Here is a 17,564-nt window from a genome sequence, read left to right as displayed (position 1 = left end):
GTCAAGGAAAACCCAATGATCATCTTGCAATCGTGCCGCCCAGGGCTCGCCCGCCGCTCGCGAGCACTGCTCGGAGCAACCGGAGTCCTCCTCCTCGCGAGCATCGGCGCCGGCCTCCCCGCGCTGCCCGCCACCGCCGCCAGCACCGAGCCGGTCACGTTCGACCTATCCCACCCGAATGCATATGTCTCGCTCTCCACCGGCACCAATGCGGACGGTCGACAGAATATGCAGCTGTTCGAGGCGGTGAGAACTAAGCAGGGTGGCATCGATTACCGTGAAGTCGGAGTTCCCTGGGACTACTACAATGCATTGTCGTATCGCGAAAAGGATCGACTGGCATATGCATTCGCACAGGAGGACCATGGGTACGGCCTGCTCCGAGTAGATGCTCATGGTCGCGTCACCGAACTCGGTCACATTCCAGGAACTCCCGACCGTCGGCTGACGGCAGCAACGTTCGGATCCGGGCCGTTCTCGGACACGATGTTTGCATCCTCGCACTCCGATCCGAACGTGTACGCGCTCGACTTTTCGAAGGGCATCCCGACGCATGCCAGGACCATCGTTCCGGATGCGTCCATCGCAGGAGTTTCCGATTGGGCCGAGAAGGACGGTTACTTGTGGGGGGTCGACCTGGATTCCAACTGGGTCCGTCTGAATACCGCAACGGGTCATGTGGATACAGGTCCAGTCGAGGGGAATCCGAGTAGTAGTTCCGGTTACGTCGTGCTCGCCTGGGCATACCCCAACGGAGACTTTGTGTTCGGCAACAGGTCTACCCTGTTCCAATATCGTGCTGATAACGGCCTTCAAAAAGGTCAAACATTAAAGCTGGTCGCACGGCAAGCTGCGCCGATCACATCCAAAGATGCCGATGGTATGTACGTCGGCGCCGCGACAAACCCAGCGATCGACCTCGCCGTCGAGATAACGGCGGTCAAGCGGGTCTTTGCCGGTGAGCCAATCACCTACACGCTTGCGGTGACGAATGCGTCGACCGGGGTAACGTCCAGTGGTGCCGTCGTTACAGACGACATCCCGGCGGGCCTGGGGAGCGTCACCATTCACGACCAGGCGTGCCAGCTGACCGGACGACACCTCGCCTGTTCAACCGGGGCGCTGAAACCTGGTGCAAGCCAACAATTCAGTTTCACTGTCGATACCGCCGCAGACAGTCCGTCCGAGGTGGAGAACTTCGCGACGGTCAGCGGCAATGAAACCGACCCGAATCTGTCGAACAACACCTCGAGCGTGAGCACTCGCATCGTGCCAGCTGCCGACGAGAACACCAACGCGAACGCATCAGCATCAGCCGGCGCCGACGCGAACGCGAACCCGGCAGCTGTCGCCGCCGCGATGACCGATGGTGATGACGACACCCGGGCCTCGGCCGCGGCCGACAGCAAAGCCAACGCCGCCGCGCAGAAAGCCGCAAAAGCAGACGCGTCCAAAGACGCCTCCGCTGAGGCCAAGGGCTCCGCCCAGGCCGCAGCGCAAACCGCCGCGATGGCCGACGCGTCCGACAACACCCAAGCCGCAGCAACCGCCGCGACGACCGCAGACGCCTCCTCGGCCGCGAAAGCCGCCGCGATCGCGGACGCGTCCAAGGACGCCTCGGTCGACATGAACACCAACGCGAACGCATCAGCATCAGCCGGCGCCGACGCGAACGCGAACCCGGCAGCTGTCGCCGCCGCGATGACCGATGGTGATGACGACACCCGGGCCTCGGCCGCGGCCGACAGCAAAGCCAACGCCGCCGCGCAGAAAGCCGCGAAAGCAGACGCGTCCAAAGACGCCTCCGCTGAGGCCAAGGGCTCCGCCCAGGCCGCAGCGCAAACCGCCGCGATGGCCGACGCGTCCGACAACACCCAAGCCGCAGCAACCGCCGCGACGAACGCAGACGCCTCCTCGGCCGCGAAAGCCGCCGCGATCGCGGACGCGTCCAAGGACGCCTCGGTCGACATGAACACCAACGCGAACGCGTCAGCATCAGCCGGCGCCGACGCGAACGCGAACCCGGCAGCTGTCGCCGCCGCGATGACCGATGGTGATGACGACACCCGGGCCTCGGCCGCGGCCGACAGCAAAGCCAACGCCGCCGCGCAGAAAGCCGCGAAAGCAGACGCGTCCAAAGACGCCTCCGCTGAGGCCAAGGGCTCCGCCCAGGCCGCAGCGCAAACCGCCGCGATGGCCGACGCGTCCGACAACACCCAAGCCGCAGCAACCGCCGCGACGAACGCAGACGCCTCCTCGGCCGCGAAAGCCGCCGCGATCGCGGACGCGTCCAAGGACGCCTCGGTCGACATGAACACCAACGCGAACGCATCAGCATCAGCATCAGCCGGCGCCGACACGAACAGCGGCAAAGCCGCCTCCGCAGCGGAATCTGCTGCCGCGGCCAGCGGTCAGAACGCTCTCGAGGGTGGCAGCAACGGCGGTCCGCGGGTCGCTACCGGCGGGACGATCCAGAACGAACGGATCGTGTGGCCATGGGTTGGCGCCGGTGCTGCGGCGCTGGCCGCCGCGGCGGGGATCGGCGCGATGTTCCGCCGGCGCCGTGATGTCTCCTCGCAGGATGACTGAGACCGCTCACAGGCGGGGGCGGCGGCGGTGGGAACTCCTCACCGCGGCCGCCGGCGTTTCGGCGACGTTCGCATTCGTCATCGCCGGCATCACGCATCCCGGACTCGGAGCTGACCAGCCTGGCCGAGCACACGACCTGGCCGGCAACATCGTCGTCCCCGAGGCAACGGGCTTCTCCGACGTCGTCCCCGTTCCCGCAGGAGCGGGTGAACTCGTGATCCCGAAGACAGGGTTACGGGTCGAGATCGCTGCGCTCCGTGAAACGGATCGGGTGATCAATCCGCCTGGGTTCGACAAGGCGTACTGGGTGCAGAACCGAGGTGTGGGGCTAGCCCAGGCCAGCGCCGGCACCGTCTTCATCGCGATGCATTCCCTCCGCGGCGGAGGGGTGGGACCCGGAAACTACCTCATCGACGTAGAGCACCGCCGGTCTAAATTGCAGGTCGGTGACGACGTGTTCGTCGGCTCGGCGAAGTACCGGGTGAAGGCTACCGACGCGATCGAAAAGACTCGGCTCGGGCAGGCGGAGTCGGTCTGGGACGAGACGCCTGGGAAGCTGGTGCTGATCACCTGCCTGCAACGCCCCGAGGGGGGCGAATCCCTGCAGAACATCGTCATCGAGGCGCAACTGCAACCGTGACGCCATCGATCGATACCAGGCTCGTAGGTGGTCTGCGTGCTGTACGTGACTGGAGAGTCAGCGACAAGAACGGGATAGCGATCTCGTGGACGTAGCAGTGGTGGGTTCTGGGCCGAACGGGTTGGCGGCTGCCGTGACGCTAGCCCGGGCCGGCTTGGAGGTCGTCGTGTACGAACGTGCGGCGCGCCCCGGCGGTGCGTGCCGCTCCGACGAGCTGACACTGCCGGGGTTCGTGCATGATCTCGGTGCCGCGGTGCACCCGCTCGCATTGCATTCGCCGTTCTTCCGCGCGTTCGGACTCGCGGATCGTGTTCGATTCGCTTCCCCGATCGCCGCGTATGCGCATCCCTTGGACGGCGGCCGTGCCGGGATCGGCTACAACGAACTGGACCGCACACTCGAAGGACTGGGTGCCGACTCTTCCGCATACGAGCGGATCTTCTCCCAGCTCGCGCCGGTCGCGGACCACGTGGCGGACATCACCACCCACACGACGTTGGGCGGTCGTGAGCATCTTCGGGCAGCGGTAGCGATCGCGGCGGCAGTGGGGAAGATCGCGCTCCGCCGGTTCCGGTCCCGGAGCGATCCCGCCGAAGCAATGCTCGCGGGTCTCGCCGCACACGCCATCCAGCCGCTTCCGAGCCCATCTGCCAGTGCCGTGGCCGTTGCACTCGGAGCGTACGCCCATGGTCGGGGATGGCCGATCCCGATCGGCGGTAGTCAAGCGATCGTCGACGCCCTCGTCGAGGATCTCACCGCACACGGTGGACGCATCGTCTGCTCGCAGGAGATCCAGTCCCTCGCAGAGTTGGGTGGCGTCGCCGCAGTGCTCCTGGACACCAGCGTCCCCGCCGCGCTGCGCATCGCCGGCGACGAGGTGCCCTCTCGGACGAGGAGCAGCCTCCGTCGGTTCCGGTTCGGGCCCGGCGTCGCGAAAGTGGACTTCGCGCTCACCGAGGCGGTCCCCTGGCAGCATGATGACATCCGTCACGCCGGGACAGTGCACCTGGGAGGCTGCGCCGACGAGATCCGCGCCGGCGAGCACGCCGTCGCGAACGGACGCCATGCCGCGTCCCCGTACGTGATGGTGTCCCAGCCCTCCCTGTTCGACACCACGCGAGCACCGGCAGGGCACACGTTGTGGGCGTACGCCCACGTGCCGAACGGATCTCGGCAAGACCAAGCGGAGAACATCACCGCACAGATCGAACGGTTCGCTCCGGGTCTCCGCGACACGATCATCGCCACTGCCAGCACCCCGGCCGACCGGATGGAGACCTGGAACCCGAATCTGGTCGGCGGCGACATCAATGCCGGCGCGACGAACATCAGCCAGATCATCGGCCGCCCGCGACTGTCTCGTACCCCCTGGCGCATCGCCCCGAACGTCTACATCTGCTCCCAAGCTGCAGCCCCCGGACCCGGAGTCCACGGGATGAGCGGCTACCGTGCAGCCAAGCAACTCGTCCACGACCTCCGTGGGGGTAGTCACGGGCGCGAACCCGACACGGCGGCTCAGTCCCGGTAGTTGCGCGGCGGTCGACGTGCTCTCAGCCGTGAGCGGAGCCGGACTCGGTCGTGTTCGGCGGCGATCGCGCCGAGCACCAGGTACGACGGGATCTTCCCGTTACGACGACGGTGACCGGGTGAGTCCAGTGACCGCGCCGGCGTCATCCGGATTCACCAGGGCGTTGTCAGCGGGACCCACTTCGGCCGTTCCGGAAGGTCCGAGGCGAACGAGGCCGACCCCGGACGGACCGCCCCCGGCGGCGCGATCTCAGCCGCGCCGGCGGGCGGCGTCGGCCTCGGCGGCCTTCGGGTCGACCACGTCGATCAGCCCGGACTGCGCCCATTCGAGCGCCCAGTCCGACTTCGCGACCTCGCTCGACTCGTCGGCGTAGGCCTCGACCAGTTCGCGCGCCTCGTCGTCGGTGGCGACGGACGGGCCCGACCCGAGCAGCGGCTCGTTGGCCGTCTCTTTGGTGAACCACACGGCGACGAGCCCGATCACGGCCGCGGCCATCAGGTAGAACGCCGGGATGTCGTGGGCCCACGAGAAGCCCTGCCCCTCGGCCCAGACGACCAGGGCCTCGGTCGCGAGAGGCGTGGTGCCGCCGAACAGCGACACCGACACGTTGAACGCGATGGCCAGGGCGCCGTAGCGGATGATCGTCGGGAACAGCGCGGGCAGCGTCGACGGCATGGTCGACGTGAACGTGACGAGCACGAGGCCGAGCACCAAGAGGCCGACGAAGACGAGGGGCGTGCTCTCGGACTGCACGAGCTTGAGTGCCGGCCAGGACAGCACGAGGAACCCGACGCAGCCGGCGAACAGCACCGGACGGCGACCGAAGCGGTCGCTCAGGCGCCCGCTGAACGTGATGACGATCATCATCAGGACCATGACGACGATCACGAGCAGCAGCCCGGAGGTCGCGCTGCGACCGAGCGTGTTGGTGAGGTAGGTCGGCATGTACGACAGCAGCATGTAGTCGGTCACGTTGAACACCAGCACGAGGCCGATGCAGACGATCAGCGCGCGCCAGTTCTCGGCGAAGAGCTTCACGAACGGCACCTTGACGTGCTCGCGTCCGGCGGCCTCTTCCTGCTGCTTCTGGAACGCGGGCGTCTCCTCGAGTTTCAGGCGCAGGTAGAGCCCGATCAGGCCGAGCGGCCCGGCGATCAGGAACGGGATGCGCCAGCCCCAGGCGAGCAGCGCCTCCTCGCTCATGCCGAGCTGCAGTCCGGTGACCAGCGAGGCGCCGAGCACGTAGCCGGCGAGCGTGCCGAACTCGAGCCACGAGCCCATGAAGCCGCGGCGCTTGTCGGGCGAGTACTCGGCGATGAAGGTGGCCGCGCCTCCGTACTCGCCGCCCGTGGAGAACCCCTGCAGCAGACGCGCGAGCAGCAACAGGACGGGCGCCCAGAGGCCGATGGTCGCGTACGAGGGGATCAGACCGATGGCGAGCGTGCCCGCCGCCATGAGGATCATCGTCAGAGCGAGGACCTTCTGCCGGCCGATGCGGTCACCGAGGGGCCCGAAGAACGCACCACCGATCGGACGCACGATGAACGCGGCGGTGAACGTGCCGAAGGTGAACAGGATGTTCAGCGCGTCGTTGCCCGGCGGGAAGAACACCTGGGCGATGGTCGTCGTGATGTACGCGTAGACGCCGAAGTCGAACCACTCCATGGCGTTGCCGAGCGCGGCCGCGCTGACCGCGCGCTTGAGCAGGCCCTCTTCGACGACGGTGACGTCGTCGGTGGTGAGCGTTCGGCGGGCGGACTTCTTGCTGTCGTTCTTCTTGGCTGACATCAGGTGAGGCCTCCAGGTCGTCGGGCGGTTGCAGTCGACCCCAGCGTCGGCAAAAAACCGGTCGAGCCTAACAGAACTGCCATGTCAGTACCAGTGCAGCGTGCGCAGGTGTGCAGTGGCCGCATCGCGCAGGAGGCGCGGTGGACGTTCCCGAGGAGGCCTCGCCCGGGTGCGTACACTGGTCGCAGTCCCACATCCAGGCACCTCCCCACCGACACGGTGCCGTCCACAGAACCGGAGAAGACCATGCCGTCAGCGATGCCCGAGAAGCCCGCCCTCGAAGGACTCGAGGCCCGCTGGGGTCAGGTCTGGGAGGCGAGCGGCACCTACCGCTTCGACCGCACCGACGCGACCCGCGCCTCCGTGTTCTCGGTCGACACCCCTCCGCCGACCGCGTCGGGCAGCCTGCACATCGGCCACGTGTTCAGCTACACGCACACCGACGTCAAGGCCCGCTTCGAGCGCATGCGGGGCAAGCGCGTGTTCTACCCGATGGGTTGGGACGACAACGGCCTGCCGACCGAGCGTCGTGTGCAGAACTTCTACGGCGTCCGCTGCGACCCGTCGCTTCCCTACGACGCCGACTTCACGCCCCCCTTCGAGGGCGGCGACGACAAGTCCTCGAAGGCCGCCGACCAGGTGCCGATCTCGCGGCGCAACTTCATCGAGTTGTGCGAACGTCTGACCGTCGAGGACGAGAAGCAGTTCGAGGACGTGTGGCGCAAGCTCGGCCTCTCGGTCGACTGGACGCAGAGCTACCGCACCATCGACGACGACTCGCAGGCGATCGCTCAGAAGGCGTTCCTCCGCAACCTGGCCCGCGGCGAGGCGTACCAGGCCGACGCCCCCACCCTGTGGGACGTGACGTTCCGGACGGCTGTGGCACAGGCCGAGCTCGAGGACAAAGAGATGCCCGGGGCGTACCACAAGCTCGCCTTCCACCGCACCGACGGTCAGGGCGACGTGTTGATCGACACGACGCGGCCCGAGCTGCTGCCGGCCTGCGTCGCCCTCGTCGCGCACCCCGACGACGAGCGCTACCAGGCACTGTTCGGCACGACCGTGCGGTCGCCGCTGTTCGACGTCGAGGTGCCCGTGGTGGCGCACCACCTGGCGCAGCCCGACAAGGGCTCGGGCATCGCCATGGTCTGCACCTTCGGCGACACCAACGACGTCGTCTGGTGGCGCGAACTGCAGCTGCCGAACCGTGCCGTGATCGGCTTCGACGGCCGCTTCGTCAGCGAGGCGCCCGAGGCGATCACCTCCGAGGCGGGGCGCGCGTCCTACGCCCAGATGGCCGGCAAGACCGTGTTCAGCGCCAAGCAGTCCGTGGTCGAGCAGCTGACCGCGTCGGGCGAGCTGGTGGGCGAGATCCGCAAGATCTCGCACCCGGTCAAGTTCTTCGAGAAGGGCGACAAGCCCCTCGAGATCGTGTCGACGCGCCAGTGGTACATCGTCAACGGTGCCCGCGACGAGCAGCTCAAGGGGTCCTTGCTCGAACGAGGCGGCGAGGTGGCCTTCCACCCCGACTTCATGCGTGTGCGCTACGACAACTGGGTCAACGGCCTGAACGGCGACTGGCTGATCTCGCGCCAGCGGTTCTTCGGCGTGCCGATCCCGGTCTGGTACCCGCTCGACGGTGACGGCAACCCGGTCTTCGACCAGGTGATCGTGCCCACCGAGGCGCAGCTGCCGATCGACCCGGCGTCACAGGCGGCCCCCGGCTACGACGAGTCGCAGCGCGGCGTCCCCGGCGGCTTCGTCGGCGAGGTCGACGTGATGGACACCTGGGCGACGTCGTCGTTGACCCCGCAGCTGGCCGGCGGATGGGAGCGCGACCCCGAGCTCTTCGACCTCGTGTTCCCCTACGACGTGCGCCCCCAGGGGCAGGACATCATCCGCACCTGGCTGTTCTCGACGATGCTGCGATCGCAGCTCGAGTCGGGCGTCGTCCCGTGGCGCAACGCCTCGATCTCGGGCTTCATCGTCGACCCCGACCGTAAGAAGATGTCGAAGTCGAAGGGCAACGTGGTCACCCCGGCCGCCATGCTCGACGACCACGGCTCGGACTCGGTGCGCTACTGGGCGGCGTCGAGCCGGCTCGGCACCGACGCCGCGTTCGACCCGCAGAACCCGAAGCAGATCAAGATCGGGCGTCGTCTGGCGATCAAGGTGCTGAACGCGGCCAAGTTCGTGTACTCGTTCGAGCTGCCCTCGGGCGAGTTCGAGATCACCCAGCCGCTCGACCGCGACCTGCTCGCGTCGTTCGCCGCGGTGGTCGAGACCGCCACCGAGGCGCTCGAGGGCTACGACCACGCCCGGGCGCTCGAGACGACCGAGAAGTTCTTCTGGACGTTCTGTGACGACTACCTCGAGCTCGTGAAGGAGCGCGCCTACGGTGCCACGACGCCGGCCGAGCAGGCCTCGGCCGTGCTCGCGCTGCGGACCGTGCTCGAGGGTCTGCTGCGCCTGCTCGCGCCGTACCTGCCGTTCGCGACGGAAGAGGTCTGGTCGTGGACGCACGACGACTCGGTGCACCGGGCCGCATGGCCGTCGGTCGCCGAGCTCGGCCTCGCCGACGGCGAGACCTCGACGGGCCTCGTCGGCCTGGTCGGGCAGGCGCTGATCTTCGTGCGACGGGCGAAGTCCGACGCGAAGGCCTCGCAGAAGACCCCGGTGGCCTCCGCGGTCATCTCGGGCCCCCCGGCCCAGCTCGAACTCGTGAAGCTCGCGGCGGGCGACCTCGCGGCGGTCGGCAAGATCGCCGAGCTGTCCTTCGCCGAGGGCGACGAGCTGGCGGTCGGCGACATCGTGTTCGCCGAGGTGCCGGCCGACGCCGGCGCGGGTGCCGCTCCGGCCCCGACGGCGGGTGCCTGATGCAGCTCGGCACGCGGTGGAGCGTGGGAGGCGCGGCTCCGGCCGAGCTCCCCGCTCCGGTCCTCGGGGCGGTCGCCCAGGTCGAGCGCGAGCTGGCCGACCAGGGCGTCGACGCGACGTCGTGGCGCTGGACGCTGACCTGGCTCGAACGTCGCCCCGTGGTCGAGCTCGACGACGGCACGGTCATCCGGGTGGACGCGGTCACCGGCGAAGCGCACGTGCACGAGCCCGTCGACGCCGAAGGTGACGACGACTAGCCCCGGTCAGGCCCGGGCGAGCAGCTCGCCGTGCGGCATGATCAGCCAGCCGTCCGGGGCGTCGCGCCAGGTGCGCCATGCATCGGCGATCGCGTGCAGCTCGTCCGGGGTCGCGACGCCCTTCTCGATCGCGTCGGCGTAGAAGGCCGACTCGGTCGCCCGGGCCGCCCAGCTGTCGCCCCACCAGGTGCGGTCCTCGTCGGACGCGAAGCACCACACGGAGGCGCTGCTCGCCACGTCGACGAAACCCACCTCGAGCGCCCAGCCCTTGAGGCGCCTCCCCGCGTCGGGTTCGCCGTCGTTACCACGGTGCACGGCCTGGTAGACGTCCATCCACCGGTCCAGACCGGGGTTCTCGGGAGCCCAGACGCAGCCGTGGTAGTCGACGTCGCGGACGGCCACGACTCCCCCGGGGCGGGTCACACGCCGCATCTCGCGGAGGGCCGCGACCGGGTCGCCGACGTGCTGCAGCACCTGGTGCGCGTGCACGACGTCGAACGCGTCGTCGTCGAACGGCAGGGCGAACAGATCGGCCGTCTCGAAGTGGACGTTGTGCAGCCCGGCCTCGACCGCGAACGACGTCGCCTGCTCGACGATGCCGGCGGCGACGTCGATTCCGATCACCCGGCCCGGGGCGACCCGTCCGGCGATGTCGACGGTGATTGTCCCCGGTCCTGACCCGACGTCCAGGACGCTGACCCCCGGCACGAGGTGCGGCTCGAGGTACGCGGCCGAGTTCTCGACCGTCCGCCACGAGTGGCTGCGCAGCACGCTCTCGTGATGACCATGGGTGTACCGGGCGGGCGTCTCGGGGCGTTCGCTCATGCGGCGACCCTAGCGCGCCTCCTAGTGTGGGCTGATGACGAACCCGTTCCTCTCCCCCAGTACGCTGCCGTACTCCCTGCCGCCGTTCGCGAGCATCACGGACGACGACTACGGTCCCGCCTTCGCCGCCGGGTTCGTCGAGCAGCTGGCCGAGGTCGAGGCGATCGCGACCGACCCGGCCGAACCGACCTTCGAGAACACGGTCGCCGCCCTCGAACGCAGCGGTGCCACGCTCACCCGCGTCGAGCACGTCTTCTTCAACAAGACATCGTCGGACTCGACGGAGGCCACCGACGCCCTCGAGCTCGAGCTCGCTCCGCAGCTCGCGGCCCATGCCGACGCCATCAGGCTCGATCCGCGCCTGTTCTCCCGGCTGCGCCGCGTGCACGAGCGCCGGGACGCGCTCGATCTGACCGCCGAGCAGCGTTACCTCGTCGAGCGCCTCGTCGACGAGGCGACCCGGTCGGGTGCCGCCCTCGGCGACGACGACAAGACCCGCCTGCGCGACCTCAACGGCAGGCTGTCGACCCTGACCACGCGCTTCGAGAAGAACCTGCTGGCCGACACGAACGACCTCGCCGTCGTGGTCGACGACGTGACCGAGCTCGACGGTCTCGACTCCGGGGCGATCGCCGCCGCCGCCGAGGCCGCCCGCGACCGCGGACTCGACGGCCGGTACGTCGTCACCCTCGTGCTGTTCAGCGGCCACCCCTACCTGGCGAGCCTGACGAACGAGGCCCTGCGCGAGCGGATCATGCAGGCGTCGCTCGCACGCGGACGTCGTGGGGGCGACCACGACAACCGCGAGCTCGTCCTCGAGATCGCCCGCCTGCGGGCCGAACGGGCCGAGCTGCTCGGGTTCGCGTCGCACGCCGCCTCCGTCACGGCGGGTGAGACCGCGGGCAGCCCCGAGGCGGTGGCCGACCTGCTCGGGCGACTCGCGCCTCCGGCCGCCCGCAACGCCCGCGCCGAACAGGCCGAGCTCGAGCGCGTCGCCGGTCGGCCTGTCCGGGCCTCGGACTGGTCCTTCTACACCGAGCTCGTCCGCGCCGAGAAGCACGACGTCGACACGGCGGCGATGCGGCCCTACTTCGAGGCAGAGCGCGTGTTGCACGACGGCGTCTTCTTCGCCGCGGCGCTGCTGTACGGCCTGCGGTTCACCGAGCGCTCCGACCTGATGGCCTACCACCCCGAGGCGCGGGTCTTCGAGGTCACGGACGCCGACGGCGGCGAGGTCGGGCTGTACGTGCTCGATCTGCACACGCGTGACAGCAAGCGCGGGGGTGCCTGGATGAACCCACTCGTGTCGCAGTCGGCGCTCACCGGCCTGCCCGCGGTCGTCGTCAACAACCTCAACGTGCCGAAACCACCCGCCGGCCGACCCACCCTGCTGACGCTCGACGAGGTGACGACTCTCTTCCACGAGTTCGGGCACGCTCTGCACGGGCTCCTCGCCCGGGTGACCTACCCCACCTTCTCGGGCACGAACGTGTTCCGCGACTTCGTGGAGTTCCCGAGCCAGGTGAACGAGATGTGGATGCTCTGGCCCGAGGTGCTCGCGAACTACGCCGTCCACCACGAGACCGGCGAGCGGCTGCCCCAGCGTCTGGTCGACGCCCTCATCGCGTCGCAGGGCTTCAACCAGGGCTTCGAGACGAGCGAGTACCTCGCGGCCGCTCTGCTCGACCAGGCCTGGCACGCCCTCTCGTCCGCCGAGGCGGCGGACGTCGCCGACGTCGAGGCGTTCGAGCAGGAGGCGCTGGCCGCGGTCGGTCTCGACCTCGCGTCGGTCCCCACCCGCTATTCGAGCACGTACTTCGCCCACACCTTCGCCGGCGGCTACGACGCCGGCTACTACTCGTACATCTGGAGCGAGGTCCTCGACGCCGACACCGTCCGGTGGTTCGAGGAGAACGGCGGGCCGACCCGTGAGAACGGCGACCGCTTCCGCTCACGCCTGCTCGGTGTCGGCGGGTCGAAGGACCCTCTCGAGGCCTACCGCGACTTCCGCGGTCGTGACGCTCGAGTCGAACCCCTGCTCGTCCGTCGCGGCCTCGCCTGAGCCGCCGCCGCCTCACCGCGTGAGGCGCATGACGCCGTGGCTTGTCCACGCGGGTGGCACGACACGCGGTGCGTTCTCGGCCGCATGGCAACGACACGACGAAGGCCCTCGCTCGTCGAGCGGGGGCCTTCGTCGTGCGTGTCGCTGCTAGGCGGACTTCTCGGCCCGCTGTTCGACGACGCGGGGGACGATGGTCGGCGCCGCGTTCTCGAGCACGGAGGCGCGGGTGACGACCACTCGCCCGACCGTGTCGTCCGAGGGCACGTCGAACATGATCGGCCCGAGCACTTCTTCGAGGATGGCGCGGAGCCCGCGGGCGCCGGTCTGACGCAGGACGGCCAGGTCGGCGATCGCTTCGAGGGCCCCGCGGTCGAACTCGAGCTCGACCCCGTCGATCTCGAACATGCGCTGGTACTGCCGCACGAGGGCGTTCTTGGGCTCGGTCAGGATCTGCATCAGGGCGGGCTGGTCGAGTTGCGTGACCGTGGTGACCACGGGCAGGCGACCGATGAACTCGGGGATGAGACCGAACTTGTGGAGGTCTTCGGGCAGCACCTCGCTGAACAGTGCCGCCTCGTCTTCTTTGCTGTGCAGCGGGGCGCCGAAGCCGATGCCGCGCTTGCCCGCACGGTTCGAGATGATGTCCTCGAGACCGGCGAACGCGCCTGCGACGATGAACAGCACGTTGGTCGTGTCGACCTGGATGAACTCTTGGTGAGGGTGCTTGCGACCGCCCTGCGGCGGTACCGAGGCGACCGTGCCCTCGAGGATCTTGAGCAGAGCCTGCTGCACACCTTCACCCGAGACGTCGCGGGTGATGGACGGGTTCTCGGCCTTGCGGGCGATCTTGTCGATCTCGTCGATGTAGATGATGCCGGTCTCGGCGCGCTTGACGTCGTAGTCGGCCGCCTGGATCAATTTGAGCAGGATGTTCTCGACGTCCTCACCGACGTAACCGGCCTCGGTGAGGGCCGTCGCGTCGGCGACCGCGAAGGGTACGTTCAGCCGCTTCGCGAGGGTCTGGGCCAGGTAGGTCTTGCCGCAGCCGGTGGGACCGATCAGCAGGATGTTCGACTTCGAGATCTCGACCTCGTCGGCGAGCGACTCGGCGGCGGTGAGCGTCGAGGCGGCGCGGATGCGCTTGTAGTGGTTGTAGACGGCCACCGACAGTGCGCGCTTCGCTGCGTCCTGCCCGATCACGTACTCTTCGAGGAACGAGTAGATCTCGCGTGGCTTGGGCAGGTCGAACTCGCTCGTGGGCTCGTCACCGGCCTCGGCGAGGCGCTCTTCGATGATCTCGTTGCAGAGCTCGACGCATTCGTCGCAGATGTACACGCCGGGACCGGCGATCAACTGCTGGACCTGCTTCTGGCTCTTGCCGCAGAACGAGCATTTGAGCAGATCGGCACTCTCACCTATGCGTGCCATGCTCGGCCTCCCTGATTGGCTGAGGTCATCGACCGGGACCGGTCGTCGTGTGAACCGAGCCTAACCCGATCCACCGACACTCACGGACCGACCCGGGGAGCTCGGGCACATTCGTCCGCGACACCGTCGGGTCGACCGACCCGTCGACGGATGATCGGCACGACGAAGGCCCCGGGCGGATGCCCGGGGCCTTCGTCGTCAGGCCGTGATCAGCGCGTGAGCGCGGCCGTCTGGTTCTTGCGCGAACCGAGCACCTGGTCGACCAGACCGTACTCGAGGGCCTCTTGGGCGCCCAGGATGTTGTCGCGTTCGATGTCGCGGTTCACCTGTTCGGGCGACTTGTTGGAGTGCTTCGACAGGGTCTCTTCGAGCCAGGTGCGCATGCGCAGGACTTCGGCGGCCTGGATCTCGATGTCGGACGCCTGCCCACCGCTGCTGCCACCGGTCGCGGGCTGGTGGATCAGCACACGGGCGTTCGGCAGGGCCAGACGCTTGCCGGGCTGACCGGCGGCGAGCAGGACGGCCGCGGCGGAGGCCGCCTGACCGAGGCAGACCGTCTGGATCTCGGGACGGATGTACTGCATCGTGTCGTAGATGGCGGTCATGGCGGTGAACGAGCCACCGGGCGAGTTGATGTAGAGCGTGATGTCGCGGTCGGGGTCCATGCTCTCGAGCACGAGCAACTGCGCCATGATGTCGTCGGCCGAGGCGTCGTCGACCTGGACGCCGAGGAAGACGATGCGGTCTTCGAACAGCTTGGCGTACGGGTCCTGGCGCTTGTAGCCGTAGGCCGTGCGCTCTTCGAAGCTGGGCAGGATGTACCGGGAGCCGGGGGTCTGCACTCGACCCGCGCCACCCATCATCGGGAGTTCCATGAGTTCTTCTCTTTCTCGTTCTGACGAAGGGGGCGGGGGCCTAGGCCTGGTCGGTGCCGGCGCCACCGACGACGTCGGTGGCCGAGCCGCGGATGTGGTCGACGAAGCCGTATTCGAGGGCCTCCTCGGCGGTGAACCAGCGGTCGCGGTCGCCGTCTTCGTTGATCTGCTCGACGGTCTTGCCCGTCTGTGCCGCCGTGATCTCGGCCAGACGACGCTTCATCGAGAGGATGAGTTGCGCCTGCGTCTGGATGTCCGACGAGGTGCCGCCGAACCCGCCGTGCGGCTGGTGCAACAGGACTCGCGCGTTCGGCGTGATGTAGCGCTTGCCCTTGGTGCCGGCGGTCAGCAGCAGCTGACCCATCGACGCGGCCATGCCGATGCCGACGGTGACGATGTCGTTCGGCACGAACTCCATGGCGTCGTAGATCGCCATGCCCGCCGTGATCGACCCGCCGGGCGAGTTGATGTAGAGGTAGATGTCCTTCTCGCTGTCTTCCGCAGCGAGCAGCAGCAGTTTCGCGGCGATCTCGTTGGCGTTCTCGTCGCGGACCTCAGAGCCGAGCCAGATGATCCGGTCTTTGAGCAGTCGGTCAAAAACACTGTTGGGCAGTGTCACGTCGGCCATGGTGGAGCTCCCATTCGTTGTCGCTTGTCGTCGAATCTATCGGAGCCAACGCACGGGTTCCGGGCTGTTCGCCCACGGCAGATACTGCGTCGCCACGGCCCGCGGGACCGTGCCGGAGAGCCCGGGAGGCGCGGCGCCGGGGACGACGGAGAGCCGGATGCGCACACGCATCCGGCCCTCTCGACGTGTCGGGTCAGCCGACCCGACCCTGCTGCTTACGCGTGGTCGTGACCCGCGTGGTCGTCGTCGTCGCCGACACCCGCGGTCGCGGTGAAGGCGGACAGGTCGACCGAGTCGCCCTTGCCGTCGACGACCTTCGCCTTGCTGAGCACGACCGCGAGGGCCTTGCTGCGGGCGACCTCGCCGACCATGGCAGGGATCTGGCCGTTCTGGTCGAGGACCTTGATGAACTCGCCGGGCTCCATGCCGTACTGGGCCGCACCCTGGATGAGGTACTGCGTCAGTTCGTCCTGCTCGACCTTCACGGCCTCTTTCTCGGCGATGGCGTCGAGGAGGATCTGGTTGCGGAAGGCCTTCTCGCTGCTCTCTTTCACCTCGGCGCGGTGCTCGTCGTCCTCGAGGCGGTTCTCCTGCTCGAGGTGACGGTGCACCTCGTCCTCGACGAGCTTCTCGGGAACGGGGATCTCGACGGCCTCGAGCAGCTTCTCGACGACCTGGTCGCGCGCCTGGGCACCCTGACCGAAGGTCTTGGACTTGGCGAGCTGCTCTTTCAGGTCACCCTTGAGCTCGTCGATCGTGTCGAACTGGCTGGCGATCTGGGCGAAGTCGTCGTCGGCCTCGGGCAGCTCGCGCTCTTTCACGGCCGTGACGTCGACGGCGATGAGGGCGGTCTCACCCTCACGGTCACCACCGAGCAGCTTCGACTCGAACGTGGTGCTCTCGCCCGCGGTGAGCGACTCGAGGGCCTCGTCGATGCCCTCGATCAGTTCGCCCGAGCCGAGCTCGTACGAGATGCCCTTGGCGGTGTCGACGACGTCGTCACCGATCGTGGCGGTCAGGTCGATCTGCGCGAAGTCACCGGTGGTGGCGGGGCGGTCGACGGTGACCAGCGTGCCGAAACGGGTACGCAGGTTCGTGAGCTCTTCGGCGATCTCGTCGTCGGTGATGTCGACCGTGTCGACCGTCAGCTCGAGGCCGTCGTACTCGGGCAGGTCGAAGTCGGGGCGCACGTCGACCTCGACGGCGATCTTCAGGTCGCCCGAGAAGTCCTTGACGTCGGGCCACTCGACCACGTCGGCCTCGGGACGCCCGAGGACGCGGATCTCGGTCTCGGTGACTGCCTCGCGGTAGAACTTGTCGAGGCTCTCGCTGACGGCGTGGTTGAGCACCTCTTCACGACCGACGCGCTGGTCGATGATGGGCGGCGGCACCTTGCCCTTGCGGAACCCGGGGATGTTGACCGACTCGGCGATGTGACCGTAGGCGTGCGTGACGCTGGGCTTGAGCTCGTCGGGGGTGACGACGATGTTGAGCTTGACGCGCGTGGGGCTGAGCTTCTCAACCGTGGTCTGGACCAATGTAGGGCTTCTCCTGTGTTGGTGGCGCTGAACTCACATCCGAGACAGCAGGTAGACGATCGTCGGGGCGACAGGACTCGAACCTGCGATCTTCCGCCCCCAAAACGGACGCGCTAGCCACTACGCTACGCCCCGTGTATCAGCCTGGAACCAGCCTGCACGCGTGAGCCCCGTTGAGGTCGGGTACGTGAAGGCCGCGTCGAGTCTAGCCGACACCGAGGGCCCGTGACGGAGCGACCTCGTCGGATGCCTTATGCTGGTCTCACCCGTGCGGCCAGGCCGCTCACGGGGATGTAGCTCAATGGTAGAGCCTCAGTCTTCCAAACTGATCACGCGGGTTCGATTCCCGTCATCCCCTCTGTGTTTGTTGGACGCCTCCGGCGTCGGCGCCGGTGGGCGCCCTGAATGAAATCTTCTCCGCGCCCTGCACGCAGGCGTCGGCGCCGGTGGGCGCCCTGAATGAAATCTTCTCCGCGCCCTGCACGCAGGCGTCGGCGCCGGTGGGCGCCCTGAATGAAATCTTCTCCGC

Annotated in this window: 12 protein-coding genes and 2 tRNA genes; 7 read left to right on the top strand and 7 right to left on the bottom strand. The window is 68.0% G+C overall.

Annotated features, from left to right (window positions below; genetic code table 11):
• Positions 1-15: 15 nt before the first annotated feature.
• From EDF50_RS14485 to EDF50_RS14475, 3 genes are all read left to right on the top strand, one after another.
• Positions 16-2,589: a DUF11 domain-containing protein gene (locus EDF50_RS14485; RefSeq protein ID WP_123520220.1), complete on the top strand. Its 2,574-nt coding sequence runs from the start codon at positions 16-18 to the stop codon at positions 2,587-2,589.
• Complete coding sequence (locus EDF50_RS14480) at positions 2,582-3,229, top strand: class F sortase (protein ID WP_123520219.1); 648 nt, start codon at positions 2,582-2,584, stop codon at positions 3,227-3,229. Before EDF50_RS14485 ends, EDF50_RS14480 begins: the two co-directional genes overlap by 8 nt.
• An 85-nt stretch (positions 3,230-3,314) precedes the next feature.
• A complete protein-coding gene (locus tag EDF50_RS14475; RefSeq protein WP_370454001.1) occupies positions 3,315-4,757 on the top strand; it encodes a phytoene desaturase family protein in 1,443 nt (480 codons plus the stop codon).
• A gap of 249 nt (positions 4,758-5,006) precedes the next feature.
• Here the strand turns inward: EDF50_RS14475 and proP are convergent, their stop codons facing one another.
• Positions 5,007-6,545 carry a glycine betaine/L-proline transporter ProP gene (proP, locus tag EDF50_RS14470; protein ID WP_123520217.1) on the bottom strand — a complete coding sequence of 513 codons (1,539 nt, stop codon included), beginning with the start codon at positions 6,543-6,545 and terminating at the stop codon, positions 5,007-5,009.
• 258 nt (positions 6,546-6,803) lie between these two features.
• Here proP and valS point away from each other — a divergent pair, with 258 nt between their 5' ends.
• Positions 6,804-9,422, top strand: a complete 2,619-nt coding sequence (gene valS, locus EDF50_RS14465; RefSeq protein WP_123520216.1) for a valine--tRNA ligase — start codon at positions 6,804-6,806, stop codon at positions 9,420-9,422.
• Positions 9,422-9,679, top strand: coding sequence for a hypothetical protein (locus EDF50_RS14460; RefSeq protein ID WP_123520215.1), 258 nt, complete (start codon positions 9,422-9,424; stop codon positions 9,677-9,679). The genes valS and EDF50_RS14460 overlap by 1 nt, the downstream gene beginning before the upstream one ends.
• Before the next feature lie 6 nt (positions 9,680-9,685).
• On the opposite strand, the gene EDF50_RS14455 is transcribed toward EDF50_RS14460, so the two are convergent.
• On the bottom strand, positions 9,686-10,504 hold the full coding sequence (locus tag EDF50_RS14455; protein ID WP_123520214.1) for a methyltransferase domain-containing protein: 819 nt from the start codon (positions 10,502-10,504) through the stop codon (positions 9,686-9,688).
• 34 nt (positions 10,505-10,538) lie between these two features.
• On the opposite strand from EDF50_RS14455, the gene EDF50_RS14450 reads away from it, so the two are divergent.
• Positions 10,539-12,566 carry a M3 family metallopeptidase gene (locus EDF50_RS14450; protein WP_123520213.1) on the top strand — a complete coding sequence of 676 codons (2,028 nt, stop codon included), beginning with the start codon at positions 10,539-10,541 and terminating at the stop codon, positions 12,564-12,566.
• 147 nt (positions 12,567-12,713) lie between these two features.
• Here the strand turns inward: EDF50_RS14450 and clpX are convergent, their stop codons facing one another.
• The 5 genes from clpX to EDF50_RS14425 all read right to left on the bottom strand — a co-directional run bounded on the left by clpX (position 12,714) and on the right by EDF50_RS14425 (position 17,170).
• Entirely contained in the window at positions 12,714-13,994 is a 1,281-nt protein-coding gene (gene clpX, locus EDF50_RS14445; RefSeq protein WP_123520212.1) for an ATP-dependent Clp protease ATP-binding subunit ClpX, read from the bottom strand.
• 209 nt (positions 13,995-14,203) lie between these two features.
• On the bottom strand, positions 14,204-14,869 hold the full coding sequence (locus EDF50_RS14440; RefSeq protein ID WP_123520211.1) for an ATP-dependent Clp protease proteolytic subunit: 666 nt from the start codon (positions 14,867-14,869) through the stop codon (positions 14,204-14,206).
• A 40-nt stretch (positions 14,870-14,909) separates the two neighbouring features.
• The gene (locus tag EDF50_RS14435; RefSeq protein WP_043597035.1) at positions 14,910-15,497 is read right to left on the bottom strand and encodes an ATP-dependent Clp protease proteolytic subunit; all 588 of its coding nucleotides are present in this window, start codon (positions 15,495-15,497) and stop codon (positions 14,910-14,912) included.
• Positions 15,498-15,712: 215 nt separating this feature from the next.
• Positions 15,713-17,035: a trigger factor gene (gene tig / locus EDF50_RS14430; RefSeq protein WP_123520210.1), complete on the bottom strand. Its 1,323-nt coding sequence runs from the start codon at positions 17,033-17,035 to the stop codon at positions 15,713-15,715.
• Between the two features lie 62 nt (positions 17,036-17,097).
• Positions 17,098-17,170 (bottom strand) — tRNA-Pro (locus tag EDF50_RS14425).
• Between the two features lie 152 nt (positions 17,171-17,322).
• On the opposite strand from EDF50_RS14425, the gene EDF50_RS14420 reads away from it, so the two are divergent.
• Positions 17,323-17,393 (top strand) — tRNA-Gly (locus tag EDF50_RS14420).
• The last annotated feature ends 171 nt before the right edge of the window (positions 17,394-17,564 follow it).

Source organism: Frigoribacterium sp. PhB24 (genome assembly GCF_003755185.1).
Taxonomy (GTDB): Bacteria; Actinomycetota; Actinomycetes; order Actinomycetales; family Microbacteriaceae; genus Frigoribacterium.
This window is presented reverse-complemented; position numbering and strand designations above follow the sequence as displayed.